The sequence below is a fragment of the Bradyrhizobium sp. R2.2-H genome, assembly GCF_004346455.1.
In the GTDB taxonomy this organism is placed as follows: Bacteria; Pseudomonadota; Alphaproteobacteria; order Rhizobiales; family Xanthobacteraceae; genus Bradyrhizobium; species Bradyrhizobium diversitatis.
In genome coordinates, this window is record NZ_SMBR01000003.1 from 501,535 (window position 1) to 519,783 (window position 18,249).

Annotated in this window: 17 protein-coding genes; 10 read left to right on the top strand and 7 right to left on the bottom strand. The window is 57.4% G+C overall.

Annotated elements, in window-relative coordinates; translation table 11 throughout:
• Window positions 1–105: 105 nt before the first annotated feature.
• A complete protein-coding gene (locus EDE08_RS09865) occupies window positions 106–780 on the bottom strand; it encodes an endonuclease/exonuclease/phosphatase family protein (protein WP_131868697.1) in 675 nt (224 codons plus the stop codon).
• The gene (locus tag EDE08_RS09870; RefSeq protein ID WP_131868698.1) at window positions 780–2,813 is read right to left on the bottom strand and encodes a VTT domain-containing protein; all 2,034 of its coding nucleotides are present in this window, start codon (window positions 2,811–2,813) and stop codon (window positions 780–782) included. The genes EDE08_RS09865 and EDE08_RS09870 overlap by 1 nt, the downstream gene beginning before the upstream one ends.
• 512 nt (window positions 2,814–3,325) lie before the next feature.
• Between EDE08_RS09870 and EDE08_RS09875 the strand changes: the two genes are divergently transcribed.
• Together EDE08_RS09875 and EDE08_RS09880 are read left to right on the top strand one after the other, a co-directional pair.
• On the top strand, window positions 3,326–3,934 hold the full coding sequence (locus EDE08_RS09875) for a sll1863 family stress response protein (protein WP_131868699.1): 609 nt from the start codon (window positions 3,326–3,328) through the stop codon (window positions 3,932–3,934).
• 1,005 nt (window positions 3,935–4,939) lie between these two features.
• The gene (locus tag EDE08_RS09880; protein ID WP_207912932.1) at window positions 4,940–6,514 is read left to right on the top strand and encodes an anti-phage dCTP deaminase; all 1,575 of its coding nucleotides are present in this window, start codon (window positions 4,940–4,942) and stop codon (window positions 6,512–6,514) included.
• Between the two features lie 42 nt (window positions 6,515–6,556).
• Here the strand turns inward: EDE08_RS09880 and EDE08_RS09885 are convergent, their stop codons facing one another.
• Window positions 6,557–7,051: a hypothetical protein gene (locus EDE08_RS09885; RefSeq protein WP_165935809.1), complete on the bottom strand. Its 495-nt coding sequence runs from the start codon at window positions 7,049–7,051 to the stop codon at window positions 6,557–6,559.
• 134 nt (window positions 7,052–7,185) lie between these two features.
• On the opposite strand from EDE08_RS09885, the gene EDE08_RS09890 reads away from it, so the two are divergent.
• The 3 genes from EDE08_RS09890 (at window position 7,186) to EDE08_RS09900 (ending at window position 8,558) form a co-directional block, all read left to right on the top strand.
• Complete coding sequence (locus EDE08_RS09890; protein WP_131868700.1) at window positions 7,186–7,872, top strand: hypothetical protein; 687 nt, start codon at window positions 7,186–7,188, stop codon at window positions 7,870–7,872.
• A 141-nt stretch (window positions 7,873–8,013) separates the two neighbouring features.
• Window positions 8,014–8,259 (top strand): hypothetical protein, encoded by a 246-nt coding sequence (locus EDE08_RS09895; RefSeq protein ID WP_131868701.1) that lies wholly within the window; start codon window positions 8,014–8,016, stop codon window positions 8,257–8,259.
• Between the two features lie 5 nt (window positions 8,260–8,264).
• Window positions 8,265–8,558: a hypothetical protein gene (locus EDE08_RS09900; protein WP_131868702.1), complete on the top strand. Its 294-nt coding sequence runs from the start codon at window positions 8,265–8,267 to the stop codon at window positions 8,556–8,558.
• A 206-nt stretch (window positions 8,559–8,764) separates the two neighbouring features.
• Here the strand turns inward: EDE08_RS09900 and EDE08_RS09905 are convergent, their stop codons facing one another.
• Window positions 8,765–9,043 carry a chromo domain-containing protein gene (locus tag EDE08_RS09905; RefSeq protein ID WP_131868703.1) on the bottom strand — a complete coding sequence of 93 codons (279 nt, stop codon included), beginning with the start codon at window positions 9,041–9,043 and terminating at the stop codon, window positions 8,765–8,767.
• Window positions 9,044–9,235: 192 nt separating this feature from the next.
• Here EDE08_RS09905 and EDE08_RS09910 point away from each other — a divergent pair.
• A protein-coding gene (locus tag EDE08_RS09910; RefSeq protein ID WP_502700580.1) for an IS3 family transposase occupies window positions 9,236–10,431 on the top strand; the annotation gives its coding sequence in 2 pieces (ribosomal slippage) (window positions 9,236–9,484 and window positions 9,487–10,431; 1,194 coding nt in all).
• Here the strand turns inward: EDE08_RS09910 and EDE08_RS09915 are convergent.
• Entirely contained in the window at window positions 10,344–12,086 is a 1,743-nt protein-coding gene (locus EDE08_RS09915) for a KAP family P-loop NTPase fold protein (protein ID WP_131868705.1), read from the bottom strand. The two genes, EDE08_RS09910 and EDE08_RS09915, sit on opposite strands and share 88 nt — an antisense overlap.
• Before the next feature lie 225 nt (window positions 12,087–12,311).
• Between EDE08_RS09915 and EDE08_RS38340 the strand changes: the two genes are divergently transcribed.
• The 4 genes from EDE08_RS38340 to EDE08_RS38835 are packed head-to-tail and all read left to right on the top strand — an operon-like array spanning window position 12,312 to window position 14,203.
• A complete protein-coding gene (locus tag EDE08_RS38340) occupies window positions 12,312–12,464 on the top strand; it encodes a hypothetical protein (RefSeq protein ID WP_165935808.1) in 153 nt (50 codons plus the stop codon).
• Window positions 12,461–12,682, top strand: a complete 222-nt coding sequence (locus EDE08_RS09920) for a hypothetical protein (protein WP_131868706.1) — start codon at window positions 12,461–12,463, stop codon at window positions 12,680–12,682. The genes EDE08_RS38340 and EDE08_RS09920 overlap by 4 nt, the downstream gene beginning before the upstream one ends.
• The gene (locus tag EDE08_RS09925) at window positions 12,648–13,025 is read left to right on the top strand and encodes a KTSC domain-containing protein (protein WP_245524755.1); all 378 of its coding nucleotides are present in this window, start codon (window positions 12,648–12,650) and stop codon (window positions 13,023–13,025) included. The genes EDE08_RS09920 and EDE08_RS09925 overlap by 35 nt, the downstream gene beginning before the upstream one ends.
• A 41-nt stretch (window positions 13,026–13,066) precedes the next feature.
• Window positions 13,067–14,203, top strand: coding sequence for a hypothetical protein (locus EDE08_RS38835; RefSeq protein WP_207912930.1), 1,137 nt, complete (start codon window positions 13,067–13,069; stop codon window positions 14,201–14,203).
• A 231-nt stretch (window positions 14,204–14,434) separates the two neighbouring features.
• On the opposite strand, the gene EDE08_RS09935 is transcribed toward EDE08_RS38835, so the two are convergent.
• Window positions 14,435–15,736 carry an McrC family protein gene (locus tag EDE08_RS09935; protein WP_131868707.1) on the bottom strand — a complete coding sequence of 434 codons (1,302 nt, stop codon included), beginning with the start codon at window positions 15,734–15,736 and terminating at the stop codon, window positions 14,435–14,437.
• Window positions 15,733–18,234, bottom strand: a complete 2,502-nt coding sequence (locus EDE08_RS09940) for a DUF8426 domain-containing protein (RefSeq protein ID WP_131868708.1) — start codon at window positions 18,232–18,234, stop codon at window positions 15,733–15,735. The genes EDE08_RS09935 and EDE08_RS09940 overlap by 4 nt, the downstream gene beginning before the upstream one ends.
• Window positions 18,235–18,249: the final 15 nt, after the last annotated feature.

The following is an 18,249-nucleotide window of genomic DNA, read 5'->3' on the forward strand; positions in this document are numbered from 1 at the left end:
GCTTTTCTGAAGGCGCGCCAGCCATTTCTGGGAACGTCTGACCGAGCTCCCCTTTTCGTGAGCCACGGCCAAAAAGGGGAGTGAAAAGGGCCCGTCGCCGGCAAATCAGATCTCGATGTCCGCGATCACAGGCAAATGGTCCGAATAGGCCCTCGCCTCGTCGTCGGTCCAGACTTTCCCGAACCGGCTATCGCCCGTTGCATAGATCCGGTCGAGCCGAAGCAAGGGTAAGCGTGCCGGGAAGGTCCGCAGCCGCGTACGGTTGGGGCAGGCCTGCGCCAGCACGCGCCGCACCGATTTCACCCAGAACCAGTCGTTGAAATCGCCGAGGACGACAGTTCTTCCAGGCTTCACGAGGCTCACCAGGGCCTGAGCCTGCGCATAGCGCTCGTGGATACTCAGGCCGAGATGAGTGGCGACCACGCGGACGTCGCCAAGAGGCGTCAGCAATCCCGTGGCAATCGCTCGGCGCGGCTCCCGCTCCCGATACGACACGTCGACGATGTCAGGCACGCCGGAGAACGGAAAGCGGCTCAGGAGCATCTGCCCGTAGTCACCATCCTCAGTGACGATCGACTTGGCGTGGACGCGATGATCGCCGACCACACGCGCGAGCTTCCCAAACGGATCATCTGACCGGGATCGGGAATCCACCTCCTGAAGCGCGACGACATCCGGCGACCACTTGCGAATGATGGAGCAAACACCCTCCAGATCGAATTTCGGATTGAGACTGAACGAGCCGTGCACATTCCATGTCATGAAACGCATCGGCGCCATCAGCGCCTCCCGGCGAGCCAGGTCGCGAGGAATTGTGCGCCCGCGCAGAACCCGAGCCAGCCCAGAAACGCCAGTGCGAGCAGCAAAACGTTGCTCCAGGATGCATTCCTGGCCAGATCTGCGATCTGAGCTCCCAGGACAGCCATCGCCAGGATCCCGGGCGTGATACCCAGCAGCGTTCCAACCATGAAGTCACGAAGCGGCAGCGTGCTCGCACCGGCGACGACATTCACGATTGAGTACGGCGCGACGGGAATCATCCTGATGACGACGACGGCCAGAATGCCTCTACCCACAATCCGTTCCTGGATGCGTGCTGCGCGTCGTCCAAGAAGATGCTGGAGGCGTTCTCGGCCGAGTCCCCGTCCGATCGAGAAAAGGACAAGGGCGCTGAGCAAGGCGCCAGCCATTGCAGTGAAGAAACCCAGCCATGGCCCGAGTGCAGCCGCAGTTGCGGCAATGAGGACGAGAATCGGAAACACGACCAGCCCGCCGATGACAAACGCTGCGATCGCGAACAATGGTCCCCAGATGGATTGCGAATAGGCAGACAGGAGCGTCGAAATGCGGCCTTCATCGGCGAAATCGCTCAAGGATGTGTACGACCAGGCCAGCGCCAGCCCAAGAAGCGCCACGACGATCGAGGCGATTCCGATTAAGGTCTTCGTTCTCCACATGCGAGATGCCGCGCGCTCCAGATGAAGAGGCAGCTCAGGGTCCGCCACGGGCTGAACCAAGGTGGCCAGCGTACTGGTTAGAGCCGAAGACTCGACTTTCCGCAACGCCTTGGCGCCACGCGCTTTTGACAGCTCGCCCAGCAGAGCGAACAGTCGATGCTCGTTTGTTGTGATCGCGTGCTCATCGAGATCGCAGAAATGGGCGATCAGGCGACGGCGGACCGATGTGATGAAATCCCGATGCTCCTCGGTCGCGGCTTCAAAGATCAAGTCACATTCGCTGTCCGCGCCCATCGACCGGTTGTTCAGGTTGGCCGAACCGATCCGCAAAATCCTGTTATCAACGATCATGAGCTTGCTGTGCACCATCACCGCGGCTTCCTTATTCCCGCTGCGCGAGACCGGGTAGACGAAGCGGATGCGATCGGCCACGCCGGCCTCGCTGAAGCAGTCGATGAAGGCACCGCGGCCGTTTTGCATGGCCTGGGATTCCAGCCACGAGGAATGCAGTTTCGGAGCGACGATCAGGGCTCGGAGCGACGGCACGCGGCGCATCTGCTCCGCCAGTTCGCGCGCCATCCTGGTCGCGCTGGTGAACTGATTTTCGATGTACACGAAGCTGGTCGCCGACCGGATCGCCGCAATGAAGGAGCGTTCGACTTCCCTGATGGTCGAACCTGCCGGACAGACCACCTCGGTCCTGGCGATACCGACCGGCAAGTCCTCGGCCTCGACTGGCACGTTCGTCGGCCAAGCGCTGCCCTCCGCTGCGTGCAGTACGTCCACCGGTTGACCGGCTGCACGCCAGCGCTGCTCCACGAGGTCGAACAGATCTGCCGCGGCATCCCCGTCGACCAGGCACTGAACATCATGAAACGGCGGGTATGGCTTGCGCTGGGGGTCGCAGCGCATGGCGAGATCGGCGCGATGATCACTCGTGTCCCAGCGCCTGATCGTCAGATCCAGCCCGCCGACGAACGCCAGCAAGCCATCGATACAGACGATCTTCTGGTGCTGGGCCGAACCGAACGGCAGCGTGGCGTCCAGATGAAACCGCACGCGGCCGTCCGTGCCGGCGGTGAATTTCGCAGCCGAATTCCATTCCCGTTCCGAGGCGTAAAACGAGACGAAGTCCCAGACGAGAATGTTGACGCGCAAGCCGGGACGTCGCTGGACCAGCGCGCGCAGGAATGGACCAAGCTCCTCAGGCAAGCCGTCATCCGTGCGTCCGGAAGCTCCGACCAGCCGGGTTTCACTGTGAATGTCCCACCCGACGATATAGACGAGATCTTGCGCCTCCAGCAGCGTCTCCCGCAGGGCCGCGAAATAAGCGGCAGCATCGTTCAGAACCGCCACGCGCCGCGCTTCGCACCGCCGCCAGACGGTGTCGCCGGGGATCAGGATCGATGAACTCTGAAGCAGGTGGACCTCGCAATTCTCATTCGCGTCTAAACGCGTTGGATGCTCAAGGGGTTCCCACGACCGCGGTCGAAGCGCAAAGGCAGACCTTCCAGCTTCTGCCGTCCCTCCGGCGCGGGCACAGCCTTGGACCCACGCGCTGAGGATCAAAACCGGAATATCCCGAACAGGAACAGCAACGCCACAGTGATCAAGCCGGAGATCAGAAGCGAGCCGAGACACCCCAGCCGGTTCGAGAAAAAGAAGAACATGCGTTGCCCGCTGTGAAGCTTCCTGTCGGGATCCAATCTCTCGAATTCGATCGCGTTCCTGACGCGCTTTTCCCCCTTGTTGTATGAGGAGATACGTCGCCGTTCGCGAGCGCTTCAGACCGCAAGGTCATTGAGACAGGTCAATACGAGCAAGCCCGAACTCTGGAATTCTGACCTCGCAAGTCAACGGAGGCGGCCATGTCACAGCAGAGCAGCATGCATTTTTACCTCAACTGGGCCAAGGAGCGGATCGACGAAATGGATGCCGCATTGGCTTCCTTCGAGGTCAAGGCCGGCCAGGCCAAGGCTGAATCCAAGGTCAAGACTGATCAACTCCTGTCGGACCTGAAGAAGCGTCGCGATGAGTTTCAGGCCCAGCTCAAGACCCAGGCGGAGGCGGGCGAAGCCGCCTGGGCCAGTGCCAAGACGGATCTCGAAAAGCAATGGGCTGGATTTGAAGCCCAGGTAAAGACCTTCTTCGAAACCGCGGGCAAGCAACTCGAGCAGCAGCAGGCCACGTTCAGCGACGTTGCGGCAGCACAAGCCAAGGCCTGGCGCGAAGCGGCGGACAAATTCCGCGAGGCCGCGGGCAAAGTGGCCACGGCCCGCACGGCCGACGTCGATGCCGCACTCAAGCAGATGAAATCCGACGCGTCCGAAGCCGAAGCACGCCTGCAAAAGCTGAAGCAGGCTGGCAGTGAATCCTGGTCCGTCCTGAGCGCCGCGCTCGCCGAATCCCGAAAGTCGTTCGATCAGGCGAACCAAGCCGCATGGGATGCGCTGAAGGGCGCTAATACGAAGAGTTGAAGTCGCTCTACCCCAAATCGCCTGCCAGACGTGAAGGAGCAGACTTGGGGACAGTTCAAGACCTGGAGCGAAGTCTACTTCGAGGCCCGCCAATTCACGCTGGCGGGCTTCTCAATAATAACCGCGTCTCTTTTGCCAAGCCGGATGTGATTGCCAGCATCACCCACCCGCAAAGCCAACCGACGATATCGACCGCTGTCGCGGCCGCGCCGAAAAGAGCTGTACGTCCGATTGTGCTCCGGCAGGAAAGCTCAGCTCAAACACCTGATCTTGCTGAATTTTTGGCGGAAGGGGTGTCCTGTCAATCTAATTGATCTAACTCGCTTTTTCATGGTCCTCAGAACGATAGCTACGGTGTTTGCAACGGTCCCTCAGCGCCAACGGAACCGTAGTTTTCCCCCTCGAGCTTGGCTTGCGGCTCGCCCCGAAAGCCTTCAAGAGTGCCCCGGGCGCGGTCTAAGGCGACCTGAGCACGTAACTTTTAATCACGGGGTCCTGGGTTCAAGCGCGCTCACCACCTAACTCTCGGAAACTTCCGCGCTTTTTGATTTTCCTATGGGCGGCACAAGGCGGAGCGGGTACAATCTATGCGCTTGTGGGTACAAACCCAGGTTCTTTTGCTGTTCTCCGAGGCGAGACGCTCAGCCACACAGAGCGGAGGGGCAGCCCCTGCTGCGGCGGCTCCGTATGCGCGCTACGGAGCGCAGCGGAAACAGAGGCCGCTGCAGAATCCGAATGTGAGCAAGGTAATTAGGCTGACTTCTTAGCCTTATCGCGCTGCTCTCCAGCAGCGAGAAAATTCTGTGTCTTAGTATCGTCAACCACAAATTGAGCGTTTACACGACTCGCCATCTCTCTGATGGCAGATGTAAGCTGTTCCAGTTCCCCTGACGTCTGATTTCTTCTTACATCGGCGGACATTTGAATTCCCTCGCCATTGACCAGAATCGATCCCGGTAAATCTTCGTAACACGCTAGGTAGCGCGGGTTAAGGGTCTGTAAACCATGACTGCGTCGGAAGAGCAGCCGTCTTCGTTGGATTATCCAGAACTTGTCGTCGGCATCGCCGCCCCCATCGGGGTGGATATGGACCAAATCACGCACAGCCTGACGGCCGCATTCCACGCGATGAACTACACCAGTTCACTGATCAAGCTTACATCGGAAATTGTGCGCTATCCAATTACCGATCAAGAAGCCTTGAAGGAAATCGACGAGCGGCGCGGAAGCGACACCCACAACATTTACATGCGCAAGATGAGCGAGGCCAACGCTCTTAGGAAGCAATATGCCGACCCAGAGGTGCTCGCGCGGATAGCGGTCGATGCAATCCGGGCTGATCGTAAATCAAAAACGGGCGGGTTCGACAAGATACGGGCAAGTCACGTCTATATCGTCCGGCAATTGAAGCGCCCGGAAGAGGTCGCTCTTCTTAGAAAGGTGTACGGACGGCAATTTATCCTCGCGTCCGCCTACGCCCCGGAGGACGAGCGAAAGGAGCAGCTTTGCCAGCGATTAAGAGGTGAACTCTCAACATCGCTCACCCCTGCGGACATCGGATACTTAGCGGAACAACTCATCGAACGCGACGCCGCAGAAGATGAAGATCTATTCGGGCAGCAGTTGAGCGAGACATTTCATCTAGCAGACGTGTTCATCGACGGCCTGAACAAAGCCAAGATGGATGACAAGCTGGAACGCTTTGTCGCAGCGCTGTTTGGTCGAAATGATATCGCTCCGTCGAAAGACGAGTACGGAATGTATGCGGCAAAGTCGGCGGCCCTCCGCTCCTCTGATCTTTCGCGCCAGGTTGGCGCGGCCGTCTTCAGTGATGATGGAGAGCTTGTTACCCAAGGCTGCAACGAAGTTCCGAAAGCGCTCGGAGGCACTTATTGGGATCTTGAACTCCCCGATCATCGAGATATCAAAAAAGGGTATGATCCCAACGATCGTCAGAAAAAGGAAATTGTTCGCGACCTTGTGGAACGGCTCAGAAAGAAGGGGTTCCTGAGTTCCTCGCTATTGGACATAGGAAATGACTCTCAGATTGTGGATCACTTGATCAGCAAGCAGGATCCTCCTTTACAGCATGGCGCGCTTGTCGGCTCTCGGGTCATGGACCTAACAGAATACGGCCGGGTCGTGCATGCGGAGATGTTGGCAATCTGCGACGCCGCGAGGCTCGGCCGTAGCGTGAAGGGCGCCACCCTCTACTGCACTACGTTCCCCTGCCACAATTGTACGAAGCATATTTTGGCGAGCGGAGTGAAGCGCGTGGTCTATATGGAGCCGTATCCAAAAAGCCGAGCGAAGGAATTGCATCCGGACGAGATTGAAATTGAAGCGGAGTCGCAAAAGAAGGTCGCCTTTGTCCCGTTCATGGGCATATCGCCGTTCCGATACCGGGACCTCTTTCAGAAGGGTAAGAGAAAAAACTCTGACGGCAAAGCGCGCGACTGGTATCAGCAAAACAAGATGCGCCCAATGGTTGATATGGTCGTTCCATCGTACACCGAAAATGAAAAGTGGGCTTTGGCAAAACTCCTGGGTGAAGTGAAGCCAGCAACTACTCCGACGTAGCTCTTTATAGATAGGCCGTTGCCACCCGTCTCCTTCGAACTTCTAGTAGCCATATGTTCCTCGCATGCTCGAGCCAATAAGACCGGCAGCTCCATAGAACATCCCATAGCTGATCCAGAACCAAAGATAATACCCGATCCCGAGGAGCGTCTTTCGAAAGCCGCCCCACTCCGACCAGAAAGTCGTGTCGCGCATATACTTGTTGACGTCTTCGGTGGCAGCTCGCGTGCCTTCCTGCGTGATTTGCGAGAAATCGATGTGCTCACGATCACGGAATCGATCGAGAAGCTTTTCAAAGATCAGTCGATCGGTGAGCGTGCTGTGCCACTGCTGGTTCGAAGATGCGGCGTTGATCGTGACGATCAGCTCGCCCACGGTCCACGACACTACATCAATCAGAAAAACAAGCGTCGCTAGGATCGTCCCTGTTTTTTCATCTCGCTGGGCAAACGCCGCGATGGCGACAAAGAAGAATACGGTCCAGCGAAAGGCTCCAACGGCCACCGCCCTGTGAAGTGCGATTGGTGTAACGCTCATGCAATTTGCCCCCCGGGGACCTTTATTAGGGCGCCAAGGCCAGCAACGTCACGCTAATTTTCTCTCTCTTGTGGTGGAGACGGTAAGCGAGGCACGGCACGCGGTATCTGGACAACGCCTGGGCGGGTTGCTCGGTGGATAAGAAAAATCGGCTCTGTCAACCAATCTCGGCAAGCGGCAGCATTAACCCCTCCCCCGATTCGGACCTGACTGCGATGCCAGCGAGCGCAAGTGCAACTAAAGACGACATTGTGCGAAAGGCGAAGCAACTCGTCGACCTTCACCACGAAACCAGCCTTGTGATCACGATCCTAAAGTTTGCGCGGAGTGGACACGCCACGAACGTGATGGTTGAGCAGGCAATTGCGCTGGTCGAGCGGCATATCACCGTCGCCCGCGATCAGGCTGACGACGGCATGCTCAGGTCGGCGGTCGATCTCAAGGCAGGTCTTGAGGAAGCGCTCAAAAATGGTGTCGAGTCGTTGCGATCGAAGTTAGGTCCCACCAACGAAGCACTCAAGGTTGAGGAGCCGTTGGCGCGTGCACGGCGGGCACTTGGACATGAAATACGCCGCCAGCACCGGTGTGCGGGTGGGATCATCGATATCTTCGATCTGACGGCGGATGAGCTGATCGAGTGCAAGTTCCAGGGGTCGAGCACAGCCCTCGGTGAAGCGGCAGGACAGCTAAAGCGCTACTCGAAATCGTTTCCGGGAACGTCTTTGAGCATTGCTGTCCGCAGCATCGAACCTGAGGCGAGTTGGCTTGCCGATGTTCTGCGCCGTCAGGGTATCGTCATCATCGAAATCGAGCCTGGCTGAAGAGGCAGCGGGTGACCACCCGTAAATTTCCCAAGTCTAGCGCATGAGCCGGTGCGTCCTCATCCATTGGTCGGACTCGACAGCGTGGTGCGGCCCATGGTTGCATGCCCCGTTTCATAAAACCATTAGGGGGGACTGGAAATGAAGACTATCGCACTCGTCTTCGCACTTGCACTCGCTGCGACCACGGCTGAGGCGCAATACAACAGCGGCACCGGCTCTAATCCAAATAGCCACACCACTTCGGGCTACACTAGGAGCAACGGCACTTACGTGCAGCCCTACACCGCCACAAATCCGAACAGCACCCAGCGAGACAATTACGGCACCTCCGGCAATTACAATCCAAACAATGGGACTTTCGGCGCACGCACGCCGCGGTATTGAGCCTAATGTCCGTCTACCGGCTGGCGCCCATCGACATCAGAGGAAACGATGAAAAATGGGCAGCCTCCAATCTCAAGGAAGCAGTATGGGTCGAAGCGGCAGACGAGATGGCCGCACGCCATCTCGTCGAGAGCGCCACTTTGAGGATGGTCGATTTCAAGCTGGGGCGCCCGTTAATCTTCTCGCCCTGGCTCGATGATGTTGTGACGTCCTGTCACCGGGATCTAGAGGCCGAGGCTGTCCCACCAGGAAATCTTCGTACCCAGGCCGGCAAGCTGGTAGCCATTCCCGCGGCCTGACTTACGATAATGGATATTATTGAAAGTTATGCCTCGGGCTTAAGAGGCACCCATTCCGCAAGAAGAGCCTTTGCGGCTTCGCGCTGCTTCGGCTTCCCATTGAATGCAAGGCGGCTCAGTCTTGCATGAACATCGTCGGGATCAGCAAAATTGGCGATATACTGCGCGTGGATCGGATGATGCACGCCAGTATTTGAACTATTTGCTCACCCCTTGAATGTTCCGACAGACCTTAAAAACTCGGCGTGCGTTTTTGTTGCGTCCTCGAATCGTACTTTTACGTCGGCCTGATCGCCTAGCTGGGCCCAGCAGAAAAGCGGGTTCAGCGGCGCGGGCAATCCGAAGACCTCTTTCATCCCAATACGTTCGAACCGATCAATCATTTCGGCAAGTGCTGCCCGAAAATCGTCCTCTGTCAACCAAGCATTCTCAGGATTGCTGCGGTGTCCTTCTGGCTTCCCAAGTGCGAAGCCTTGATCGCGCATTATGAAAGCAAGCCAGCTAATGCTTGCGCCATCCCTGAGAACCTGGATCAGATTCGGAGGAGGATTTTTACGCAGAAGGGACCGAGAGGTTTCCCAGATTGCGTTGCGTCCTTCAGTGTCATTGAAGCTGGTCTGAGCCCCGCAAACTCCTCCAAGAATGGGTAGAGTCCGTCACCTCTGAGGAGATGGACCATGAAGCCAAGTCGGTTCACGGAAGAGCAGATCATCGGGATTTTGCGGGAGCAGGAGGCGGGTGTGGCGACGGCTGATGTCTGCCGCAAACACGGGATCTCGAGCGCAACGTTCTACAAATGGAAGGCCAAGTACGGTGGCCTGGAGGTATCCGATGCCAAGCGGCTGAAGGCATTGGAGGACGAGAACGCCAAGCTGAAGAAGCTCCTGGCCGAGGCGATGCTCGACAACGCCATGCTCAAGGACGTTGCGTCAAAAAAATGGTGACGCCCGCCGCGAGGCGAGAGGCCGTCGCTCATCTGCGGACCACCTTCGAGGTGAGCGAACGGCGGGCGTGCAAAGCCTTGGGGGTAGACCGCGCATCGGTGCGCTATCGCAGCGGGCGAGCCGATGATGCGGCCGTGCGCACCCGCCTGCGCGAGCTGGCGGCGATCCGCCGCCGGTTCGGCTACCGTCGTCTGCTGGTGCTGATGCGCCGCGAGGGGCTGGTCATGAACCAAAAGAAGTTTCGACGTCTGTATCGCGAGGAACGGCTGCAAGTCCGCCGGCGTGGCGGCCGTAAACGGGCGCTCGGCACCAGGGCGCCAATGGCGATCCCGCAAGGCGCCAACCAGCGCTGGAGTCTCGACTTTCTGTCGGATGCGTTCGCCGATGGCCGACGGTTCCGGATTCTGGCTGTGGTCGACGACTTCACCCGCGAATGCCTGGCGCTCGTCGCCGATACTTCGCTGCCGGGCCTGCGGGTCACACGCGAGCTCGATGTCATCATTGGCTGGCGCGGCCGGCCAGCGATGTGCCTGTCCGACAACGGCACTGAGCTGACCGGAATGGCCGTGCTGCGCTTCAGCCAAGAGAGGCAGATCGAGTGGCACTACATCGCGCCCGGCAAACCGACCCAGAATGCCTTCATCGAGAGCTTTAACGCCCGCCTGCGCGATGAACTCCTCAATGAGACGCTGTTCACTTCGCTCGCACAGGCGCGAGCCGTGCTGGCGGCCTGGAAAGACGACTACAACAACGCCCGGCCGCACAGCGCCCTGGGCAACCTCACGCCGACCGAATACGCCAAACGCAACGCTCTTGGGCCGCAACGGGACGGGACGCTGCGCTATGCCGAGGGCTCCGCGCCCCGCCCCGTTGCTTCACCGAGCCCCTTGGGCTCATATTCAACCGGGACTCTTTCCATTGCTGGATGAAGCGAGGGGCTCAGACCAAAGCCTGTCGCCCTTTCGACATCGTCCATAGTTTTGGCAAATACGACAAGTAGCCCTTGAGCTTCCTCTTCATCGTAACCAACTGGATCGTCCATCAACCGGTCCAAAAGGACACCAAGAAAGTGACCTGGCCGTTCATGGGGCCGCGCCAACATATCGACGATGATTTTCGCCGCTTTATCTGGATCACTCTTGCAGGCCGCTCGGAGTTCAAGCAGCTCGCTGTCTTTTACGGCGTAAGTTGGGAGAGCAAATGCGAAGTATCCTCGCCAATGTGATGGACTTCCCAGCCGTCTTCCTCGTTCGAAATACTCAAGTTCACCTTGTTCAAATTTGAAAACCTCAGAATCGGTGCCTTCTCTCGAGTATCGAAGCTGTTTCAGGCCAGGAAGAATTTCGTCCAGCCCCGACAAAAATAGCCGCTCATGCCAACCGAAACGTTCGAGAAGCGTAAGCAGCCCCTTGCCTGCCGTTGCGGACTCGGCATCACCCGGGCGGCCTCGATCCCGATAACTTCCAACATTTTGGACATAATTTTGGACCCAGGCATGGAACTCTGGCCACTTCAATTTAACTAGCTGTAGCCAAATGAAGTCGCAGAAGTCGGACCCTTCCGGTACTTCTGGCCAGGCAAGCTGTACTGCTTGGTGAAGTCGAACTACGTCTCGGGGGGTATTCAAAAGCGCCCCACCCCATCGGTCGAAAACGACCTCAAGACGATATTGCGCCTCGTTATCTTGCCCGTTCATCTCGTTCTGGAAAGAGCTGCGCAGAAGCCGCTTCAAGTAGCGCCGTAGCGCGAATGGCTCCTGCGGTGGGATATGAACAACATCCTGAAAAATCCTTTCCAGGTACTCTCTCCCATTACTTATGCTGAGAGCGGTCTCAACTTGCTTCGATAAGATCCGGCCATCGAAACACACCACATACGACACCAACGGAAAGTCGGCGGCCTTCCGCGCAAGACGCAACACTTCAACGGCTTCGGCCACGTCGAGACGATCGGTATCGTCGATGATGACTGTGAACCGAAGCTTTGGGCGCTGCTTCTGAAGCGCTCTCAATTCGGCGACGATCCTAGCTTTGAGGGCATCAAGCGTCTCTGCGCGACCAAACAGAGCGGAGAACCAGCCCGCCGTCTTGAGGCCGGTGGCGGCAAGAGCCGTGCTACCGGTAGGATCGATGGACGCGGCGCCGGCAACCGGCGCTGCCAGCGAACCGAGGTAACCGCCATACTTCCGGATCATCTTCGGAAGTCGGCTGCCGCGCCACCATGCAAACCATCTCTGATAGTGCCACCACCTCCATTGGTTCGGTGACACTCTATCCACTTCCGAAGCAAATTGACCAAGAAAGGATGCGATCAACGCACTCCTTTCTCCGACCATCCAAGGCTCGAATCGGATCACAACGTGATCCTCACAATTACGTAGATTTTCAGCAACGAAATTTGAGAATGTCGATTTTCCACTACCCCAAGCTCCCTCAATACCCATAGTGTAGCCGGCAGACGGGATCCGATTTGCGAGTATCGAAGAAAGACCCGCGACCATTTCGCGGAGACCGAACTCGTCATGCTCAAGCATTTCGAGTGGACTATCGCCCCTCACAACATGTCCTATGTCGGTGATGCTCATTTTCCCTCAACTAGCAGACTTGATCAGTAGGCAACCAAACATCAAAGCATCCCCAGGCAGAGATGGTCAGCGGCATGAACGTTCTGGGGCGCTACCCGAGCCAGCGGAAACTGGCTAAATTTGACTTTGGTCGTAGTCCCCAGGCCAGATTCTTTTCAGGCAAAGCCCTCCACAGCGAGCCTTTCTTAAGATACTACTAGGCGTTGAGAAACCCAGGGGGAAGCCATGGCTAAGCAATCCAGTCCCAAGCTGTCCACGCTCGCGTCGAAAATCCTCTCAGGCGAGAAGAAGCCGACTGTCACCGACGCGAAAAAGCTCGCAGCATCTGTTTTGAGCCAGGACGAGACCAAGGGGCAGAAGCCTAAAAAGACGAAATGAAGAAGAGCGAAGCCGAGCCGGCCATAAGGTCTCTTGCCACCATATGGTTCGACACACTGCCCGCCGGGAAGCGCGAGCATCCGAGTTGGTATGCGTTCAAGGACTGGCTATCGGCTAACAACTACAGCCACTATCTGAACTTTAGATCCCGCATTAGTGCCGACTACGACGCCGAGATGTGGTTTGACGACGAGTTTGGCCAAAATTGGCGACGGTGAAACTGTGAAGAGACTAGCTGCGCTACTTTTCCTGATCGCGAGCGGCGCCCATGCTGAGACTGTGGACGTGAAGTATAGAGGATCGGTCGATCTGAAGTCATTTGCCTGCCAAGCTATCACCAAGAGCAGCTTCATAAACCGTGTCTGCTACGATGCAGCAGAACAGTACATGGTGATCTTGCTCAAGGACACGTATTACCACTACTGCGAGATACCCAAATCAACGGTCGATGCGCTTCTCTCGGCCGGTTCTCTTGGCAGCTACTATAATGCTAATATCAAAGGCACCGGCAAAGACGGTCCTTACGACTGCCGGACACACAAGGTCCCGGTATACCGATGAGTGCATCGGAGCGGGCAGATGAGAGCCGTCCCAGTGTGCTCATGGACAACAGCGGACAACCGATAAAGCTCTCAGGATTACAATTGAATGGCGTCTCCGCCGAAGCTGCGCGCAACGGGGATACCGTTAAAGTTTGGACCCGCCTCTGCCTGACGTCGGATGATCGGCTCTTCCATCGGGTTGCGGACGGGCTGAACGGCCATATTGAACACGTGGCTCGACGGGCTGGCAAAGCCGTGAACCTTAAGCACGCGCACACTGTATTGCTTGTCATACATCCAGACAACACGGGTGATTTGTGGGTCGATACGGCGGCGGTCGCTCTGCGGATCATGCCAAAGCGCGATTTGGTTGCTGGTGGCATCGTGTTCGAGAGTGACATCGCTGATGTGACTGAGATGGCTTTTCCGCTGGTCCCGATTGGAAAGGAAGATCGCGCTGTTTGCATCTTTCGTGAGGGATGGCGGTTTGGCCTATTTTTTGATTTCAATCCAGCCGGCGATATTTCCGTCCAAGATATGCAGCGCGATCTGGGCACGATGCACCGCCGTCTTAGGTACCGCGATCTCTACGACGCCCTCGCGGACACCGCGATATTCTCGCGGCTTCTCGAAGCTGGATGGTTCCCATTTGTGGAGATCATAGGACCTGAATTTCGCCTCTTTGCCGACTGCTCCGAGGCAGGTTTTGACCTGAAGGATGAGGAAGCGCAACTCATCGCCAAATTCGACTCTGAGCGTTTAGAGCACATGTTTAAACGCTGGATGGCAAAACCCCATTTTGCGGAGAAAGAGCCACTTCTGAGATCGGCCCTTAGGGCTTTCCTGGCTGGAGAGGCAGTCCCAGTCATCAAGATCGTTTTGACTGAGATCGAGGGTATTCTCGCGGACGCTTATCGTGCCGTCCACGGAAAAGGAGCCAAGGTCCAGCTCCTCTTGGATTTTGCAATTGCTTCCGCCGAACAGAAGGCAGGTCAACCGGACACGCTATTGTTTCCCGCTGCCTTTGCACACTATTTGAAGTCACACACCTTCGCGAACTTCGACCCCGAGGCCGGTGCCGGAAAGGCGACCTCCAGGCATGCCGTGGGTCATGGCGCCGCGGTCGCTGAAAGCTATACCCTTGTGCGCGCACTACAGGCGCTACTTACTCTCGATCAGTTGGCGTTCTATACCTAGTCAAAGGCCGGAGTGAAGTAGCCGACGCGGCCAACTACTCTGACGATAATCAGGGGTATTGGAAGCCAGACTCTTCAGATGAGCGAGGAACCCGCCATCGAAGGACAGAGGTGGTGCAATTCCCATTTGTAGCTATTCGCCGTAGCAATCTTCGCAGCGTTTCCTTGATCCGCAAAGAAATGACGCCGTTACAGCAGCTTAGATCTCAAGGTGCGGAGGAGTGGATATCCTCTAGGCAAGGCCGGCGTTTGGTTGATGGTCAATTATAACTCTCAGCCGCTCGCGGAACATCTCGCCCTGGCCGACGTCGATTGTAGCAGTTTCTAGCCAGCGGCTGCATCCAGTCATTCGGTGCGCTGCGTGCACTCCCTCGCTGCGATTGATAGCGGCGTGATGCGGATAGAGAAGTGTTAGTCGCTCACATTTGTAAAGCTGGCCATACGCCATCATCTGGTAAACATCTCCCTGCGAGACGCCTTGCTTGGGATCATCGATGCGGGATGCGATCCGCTTCCATTTGGTATCGATGATCTGCACAACCTCGCTGCCGCGTTTGACCAGGATATCCGGCCGGGTCTGGAAGAGTCCGCGACGATCGTCAGATTCCAAGCAATATAGTCGTCCGCCTTGGCTAACGACTCGTAGATCAGTATTCAGCAGAGCACGGCTTAACATCCGAGCGACATATTCCTCGAACAGCGAGCTCATCTCAAACAGCAGGGAAAAGCCATCACCGCCGCCCGAAGAGGTCGTCTGGAACCGCTCACCCAGCAGCAGGCGGGCAAGGTTGAATAACTCGCGCCAACGGCTGTTGGTGCGATCGAGTACGACATGATCCCACCGTAGCGATGAAATTGGCACGCTCGCTATATCGGCATAGGCGAATGCCAGCTCCCGCAATCGGCGCTGATTGTCCGCGGTTCTTGCAACCCGAGTCAGCCTAGCAACGGCAGCCTTCATAATCCGGTTGAGGGCAATATCGGCGGTCAGTGCATCGAAGCAACAGGCTAGCCGCATTGGCTCGGCGGAAAGAACCGTGAATTGGCGCGTCACGTCGAGCCGTCCGCGCAGCACCGGCAGGTCATCGGCCTGCTCGACATAGCGCCGCGGCATGCCTTCACGGACGGCATCGACCAGCTTCTCCGAAAATAGCCTGATCAGAATTTCCAGCAGCGTCTCGCGCTGCCAGTCGAGCTTCGTGACTTGGCCCGCATCGATCTTCAGGTCCAACGTGAGGGCGATCATGTGGACGAGGCGGCGTCGGATACTCCCGAATGCTTCGGAAGCCCCCTCCCCCGGGAATTCGATTTTGGGCAGGATTTCCATCGCACAGCCATCGGCCGCAATCACCCCGACAACGCCCCTCGCGCGAAGCCCCTTGCGTCCATGTTCAAGGACGCCGGTACCACCCCGGCCGGAGAGCGGGGACTCAGCCGCGACGGCGGCGATGCGATCGGCAGCGTAGGGCGGGATTTCATCGGCCGCCCCCCCGTAGCGGATCGAACCCCATTCCAGGATTGTGCGACGGATCATTCGGAAGCGAAGCCGTCGTAGGAGAACACGTCGCGGACGCTCCATCGATACCTGGCAGCGGTATCCTCGTCTGCGCCCGTACTCTTTGGTGGCTTGAGCCTACGGCGATCGATGAACCGCCCTTGACTGTCGCCCTCACCACCGTCGTGCCCGTCTCCGAGGACCGACGCGACCTTCGTCCAATCTTCGTAGAAATATTCCGCGAGCAGCGGGATCACTTTGTGTCGCATCACTTCATCGATATCCGCGCGGGTTTTGCAGTTGATGAAATAAGCGTGGCCGATTTGATGTTCGCGGTCGAACAGATACTCGATCCTCTCGTTGATTGTGGCGAGCAGGATGGCCAAGTTGATACCATCGACTGTGCCGAGCAGCGACGCATCAGGCATCAGTTCGCGAAAATCGAACCGGCGGCGGAGCGCGGTATCGAGAAGTGCGATCGAGCGATCCGCAGTATTCATCGTGCCGATGATATGTAGATTCGCCGGAACACCGAAAAGTTCACCTGAATATGGCAATCGAACCTTCAACGCATTGAGCTGGCCGATGCGCTTGTCTGGTTCAAGCAACGTGATCAACTCGCCGAAGACCTTCGAGATATTTGCGCGATTGATCTCGTCGATAATCAGCACGAAAGGCTCGGGAGCACCGGTGCCAGCGTGCTGCTGGCTAGCAATGTAGCGTTCGAGCGCGGGCAGATTTAGGTCGGCGTCAGTCAGCAGATAGATCGATTTCTGCATAAAGTTGCGCGCATAAATCTCGCTCACGGGCACGCCCGCGCGATCAATCCACAGCCAGCGGACCGCCCGACGATGACCGTAGTCCCCCCCTTCCCTTGGAGCGAACTGATAACCTCCGGTAACCTCGCCGATGGCCCGGAATCGGCTGTTGCCCTTGGATACCACCACGATATCGCCAGGCTTAATCCAATTGCGGAAGATAAACGGCATTTGGACACGCCCGCTCGCGGCATTGGGTTCGCCCTGTTCCGCAACTCCTTGAGCCCGAATCTCTTCTATGATCGCTTCACGAGTGGCGAAGCGGTCATCGCTCCAGTCGATGTCGTCAAAGCCGAGCAGTGTGTATCCGCCCGTGATTGCCTCCTCGAACAGATAAGCATCATCAGGGTTTGCGGCCTCACCGATCGACATTTTAAAGACTTGCCTGCCGCTTATCGAGAAACTTGCGTCACCGGGGCCCGTGCTTGTCTCAGCGCGCCGCGCAATTCGTCGGAACACTCCTTGTTCAGGTTTCAACTCGAAGCCGATGCTATCCTCGCTCGCTCGCGTCGGCCGGAGCCCCTCGACGAAGTCCTCATACGAAATAGACTGATGGAAGGTGACAAACTCGATACGGCCAGCGTCCGATAGACGGCGATAGGATGCCATCAGTTCTTCGCGATCTTCCGGCACTGGTTCACCGCACAGCTGAATGGCTTCCGCCGCGGTGGCGAAGGTTTTGCCAGTTCCGGGCGGCCCGTAGAGGATCAAATTGGACGGTTCAGCCATGTAGTGTTTCGTTCCATTCCGGGCTTTAGGTTCTTCACGAGCATTCTGATCGAGTGTCGGCGTCTGGGAAATCTCGCCTCGCGGCGGAATTCCGATCTCTTTGGCGATGACCGGGTCGAGTTCATATCGCACAAGTCTTTGCTTTCCGTACGCGACGTAATTGACTGCGCCGCCTCGAATGGATTGAACTCTGGCAGGGCGGAAGTCGACGAGCATGGCGCGTGCGACTTCGGCAATGCTCTCTACTTCTATAGCCTCGTCTGCCTTATTAGTGGCACCCGGCGGCTTGATGCGGAAAGCAGAACGACCCGTTTGTCGGTTGTGGTTCAGAACTGGTTTGAACGCTGCTCCTGCTGAGTCGAACAAGAGAAACGGTCGTTGGCTACTTGCACGATCGTGATTGTCGGCCTCTCCGCTCAAGCGAAAACGGAAGACGGTCGCCGAACTTTGGTCCGCCCCGATTCGCTCCGGTGGCTCGACATCAGCCATCTCCAGAAACATTTGGCCGGTAAGGGCTTGGCAGATATTCGGCCATGCCTGGTTGAGGCCAAGCGCTTCATTCACGTCGCGGACCAACACATCCACCGATCCGGCATCGTGTTCCCGAGCAGTTTCGATATAGTGTTCGAGCACATGCAGGCGGATTCGATCTGCATCACGTCCTCCTCGTGGCTCACCGCTTAGGAACTGGCCGTATTGACCTAGCCAGGACCGCCAACTCGAAAGACGATTAGCGGGATTGTTCGCTTGGGGCATCAGAATACGGTAATCCGTGCCACCTTTCACAAAATTATCGCGCAGCTCCTTAAGCCTCTCGCGCAGTTGCTCGAAGTGATCCGCCTTCCAGGCACCGTCAAGATCGGGATGGGGCGAACCAAGAGCTGCTAGATTATTTTCGATCGTGCGGACGGCATAGGAGCGTGTGTTGCGTCCAGCTTCTGAGCTCGCGCCTCCTGCCTCAAGCCATGCCTTAAATTCCTCTTCCCTCACTTCCTCCCCCAGTCA